Raw genomic sequence first — 3698 nt, forward strand, 5'->3', positions numbered from 1 at the left:
AGTGGTTGGCCGTGCCGACGACCACGAGGAGGGTGACCAGGGGATGCAGCAGCCACAGGGCGCGCCCCGCGCGGGCGAGGCGTCCCCCGGGGCGGTCTTCCTCCAGCTCGACGGCGTCGGATACGAGGCGCTGCGCCGCGCGGCGGCCGACGGGCTGATGCCGACGGTCGCGCTCTGGCTGGAGAACAGCCACCGGGTGGCGTCCTGGCGTACGGACTGGTCCAGTCAGACGGGCGCCAGCCAGCTCGGCATCCTGCACGGCTCCAACTTCGACGTGCCGGCCTTCCGCTGGTACGAGAAGGACTCCGGCGAGGTGATGGTCTGCAACAGGCCCAGAAGCTCTGCCGAACTCCAGCGCCGCGCCGTCCGGCGCACCGGCGACAGGGGGCTGCTCAGCCTCGACGGCGCGAGCCGGGGCAACCTGTTCAGCGGCGGCGCCGACCAACTGGCGCTGGTGCTGTCGGTCTCGGCCCGGCGCGACCGGGCCAACCGCTCCCGCGCGGGCTACTTCGTGTACTTCTCCGACCCCGCCAACGCGGTGCGCACCGCGCTGTCGTTCGTCGCCGAGGTGGGCCGCGAGATCGTCCAGTCGCTGCGCTCGCGGGCCCGCAAGGAGCTGCCGCGGGTGGCGCGCGGCGGGCTGTACCCGCTGATCCGGGCCTTCGCCACCGTGGTGGAACGTGACGTTGTAGTGGCAGCGGTGATCGGTGACATGCTCGCGGGCCGTACCGCCATCTACGCGGACCTCGTCGCGTACGACGAGGTCGCGCACCACTCCGGCCCCCACGGCCGGGACACCGACCAGGTGCTGGCCCGCCTGGACCGAAGCCTCGCGCTGATCGCCCGGGTCGCCGAGCACGCCCCGCGCGCCTACCGCTTCGTCCTCCTGTCCGACCACGGCCAGAGCCCGGGGGAGACCTTCCTGGCCCGCTACGGACTCACCCTGAAGGATCTGGTCCGGGCCGGCTGCGGACTGCCGGTCTCCCGCCGCGCCGGCCGCACCCACAGCGGCGCCGAGGCCCGCGCGGCCGTGCTGGCCGCACTGCACCGGCCGGTGGAGGAGGAGGACGAGGAGGCTCACCCGGTACCGGGACCCGACCCCGTGGTGCTGTCCTCGGGCAACCTCGGGCTGATCTCCTTCCCCGACGTACCCGGCCGGGCCTCGCGCCGGCGCATCGAGCGTGCGCACCCCGCCCTGCTGCCCACCCTGGCCAACCATCCGGGCGTGGGCTTCCTGCTCGTCGACGGGGAGGTGCTGGGCCCGGACGGCGCGGCCGCGCGGCTGGACGTGCCCGGAGCGGCGGAGGAACTCCTGGCGCCCTTCGGCCCGGGCGCGGCCGAGGCGGTCCGCCGGACGGACTCCTTCCCGCACGTGCCGGACATCATGGTGAATTCGGCCTACGACCCGTCGAGCGGGTCCGTGCACGCCTTCGAGGAGCAGATCGGTTCGCACGGCGGACTGGGCGGGGAGCAGGGGCACGCGTTCCTGATGTGGCCCACGGACCTCTCGGATCCGGGCCCGGAGCTGGTGGGCGCGGAGGCGGTGCACGCCGTGCTGCGCCGCTGGCTGCACGAGGCGGACGGCCCGCAGGTGCCCCTGGAGGATCCCCTGCGGGAGGCCGCCGCAGGCGGAGCCTTTCCTTCCGCAGGGGTGCCCGCACCGGACGAAACCCGGTGATTTGGTGCGGTCTTCACGCTGGTCGACCATGGGTCGACCTGCCCACCATGTGAGACATCCAGAGGCGCACCACCGATGACCAGCACCGCAGCCCTGCCCACCGAGGCCACCGGCCCCCAGGCCACCGGCCCCGCCGAGGCAGTCGGCCCCGCCGACCGGGAGGGCGGCGGTCCGCACGCCCGCCGTTTCGGCCTCCCGATAGCCGTCTGCCTGGTCATGGGCAACATCATCGGCGGCGGGATCTTCCTGCTCCCCGCCTCGGTGGCCCCCTTCGGCACCATCAGCCTCCTCGCCTTCGTCGTCCTGACCCTGGGCGCGATCGCCCTCGCCCTCGTCTTCGGCCGCCTCGCCGAGCGGCATCCGCAGACCGGCGGTCCGTACGTCTACGTCCGCGCCGCCTTCGGTGACTTCGCCGGCTTCCTCGCCGCGTACAGCTACTGGATCACCACCTGGGTCTCCAACGCCGCCCTCGCGGTGGCGGCCGTCGGCTACCTCGCGGTCCTCTTCCCGGCGGTCGGGGCGCACAAGTGGTCCATGTGCCTCGCCGCCCTCGCGGTGCAGTGGCTGCCGGCGCTCGCCAACCTGGCCGGCACCCGCTACGTGGGAGCGGTCCAGCTCGTCGCGACCGTGCTGAAGCTGGCCCCGCTGCTGCTGGTGGCCGTGGGCGGACTGTTCTTCTTCGACCCGGCGAACCTCGGCCCCTTCCAGGCCACGGACCACAGTCCGGTCGGCGCCGTCTCCGCCTCCGCCGCGATCCTGCTCTTCAGCTACCTGGGCGTGGAGTCCGCCGCCGTCAGCGCGGGCGAGGTCCGCGACCCGGCCCGCAATGTCGGCCGCGCCACGATCCTGGGCACCACGGGCGCCGCCGTCGTCTACCTGCTGGGCACGCTCGCCGTCTTCGGCCTGGTCGCGCACGAGGAGCTGGTCTCCTCCGACGCCCCCTTCAGCGCCGCCGTCAACGTTATGTTCGGCGGAACCTGGGGCGGCACGCTCGTCGCCGGCGCCGCCGTGATCTCGATGGTCGGCGCGCTCAACGGCTGGACCCTGCTCAGCGCGCAGACCCCGTACGCCGCGGCCAAGGACGGGCTCTTCCCGAAGGTCTTCGAGACGAAGAGGCGCGGCGTCCCGGTGGTCGGCGTCCTCGTCACGGTCGTGCTGGCCTCCGGCCTGACCCTCTACAACTACACCGCCGGCTCCGAGGGCGTCTTCGAGATCCTGGTGCTGGTCACCACCTTCACGGCGACCGTCCCCTACCTGCTCTCCACCGCCGCGCAGCTCTACTTCCTCGCCTCGGGCCAGTCCGAGCGGGTCCGGCGGGGCCGGCTGGTCCGTGACGCCGCGCTCGCCTGCCTGGCCTTCGCCTTCTCGATGTGGCTGGTGGCGGGCTCCGGCTACGCGGCCGTCTACCAGGGCGTCCTGTTCCTCTTCGCGGGCGTCCCGCTCTACGCGCTGATGTCCGCCCGCAAGCGCCGCGCCGCTGCCTGACCTGCGGAGTAGCGTGGGCAGAGGGGAACATCAGGGGACCGTAAGGGGTCACCATGTCCGCGATCAGAGAAACCATCGAGATTTCCCGCAGTCCCGCAGAGGTCTACTCCTACGTGACGGATGCGACGCATCTGCCGGAGTGGCAGGACAGCGCCGTATCCGCCACCCCGCTGGGTGACGCGCCCGTCCACGTCGGTTCCCGGGTCAAGGTCACCCGACGCATCGGCAGGCGGGAGTTCCGCACGACGATGGAGGTCAGGGAGCTCGACCCGCCGAGGAGCTGGCACCTGCACGGCGTCGACGGGCCGGTACGGCCCGACCTGCACGGCACCATCGAGCCCCTCGACGACGGCACGCGCTCCCGCGTGACGCTGGACCTGGACTTCGAGGCCCACGGCATCGGCCGGGCCCTGGTCCCGCTCATGGTCAAGCCGTTCGCCCGCAAGGAGATGCCCCGCAACGAGGAGAAGCTGAAGCACCTGCTGGAGCACTGAACAAAGAATCGGGGTGTGGTCGCGTCCGCACGGACGCGACC

At 72.6% G+C, this 3698-nt stretch carries 3 protein-coding genes; all 3 read left to right on the forward strand.

Going from position 1 to position 3698, the window contains the following annotated elements; translation table 11 throughout:
* Window positions 1-1678, forward strand: a 1678-nt coding sequence (locus ACWDYJ_RS36005) for an alkaline phosphatase family protein (RefSeq protein WP_451569818.1), incomplete at its 5' end; no start/stop codon positions are given.
* A gap of 75 nt (window positions 1679-1753) precedes the next feature.
* On the forward strand, window positions 1754-3163 hold the full coding sequence (locus ACWDYJ_RS36010; RefSeq protein ID WP_451569819.1) for an amino acid permease: 1410 nt from the start codon (window positions 1754-1756) through the stop codon (window positions 3161-3163).
* Between the two features lie 53 nt (window positions 3164-3216).
* Window positions 3217-3657, forward strand: a complete 441-nt coding sequence (locus ACWDYJ_RS36015; protein ID WP_451569820.1) for an SRPBCC family protein — start codon at window positions 3217-3219, stop codon at window positions 3655-3657.
* Window positions 3658-3698: the final 41 nt, after the last annotated feature.

The organism is Streptomyces sp. NPDC003042 (assembly GCF_053591315.1).

Bases quoted from the DNA above. Each gene is read 5' to 3' on its own strand.
- ACWDYJ_RS36015 (WP_451569820.1), top strand. From the start codon at position 3,217: ATGTCCGCGATCAGAGAAACCATCGAGATTTCCCGCAGTCCCGCAGAG.
- ACWDYJ_RS36010 (WP_451569819.1), top strand. From the start codon at position 1,754: ATGACCAGCACCGCAGCCCTGCCCACCGAGGCCACCGGCCCCCAGGCC.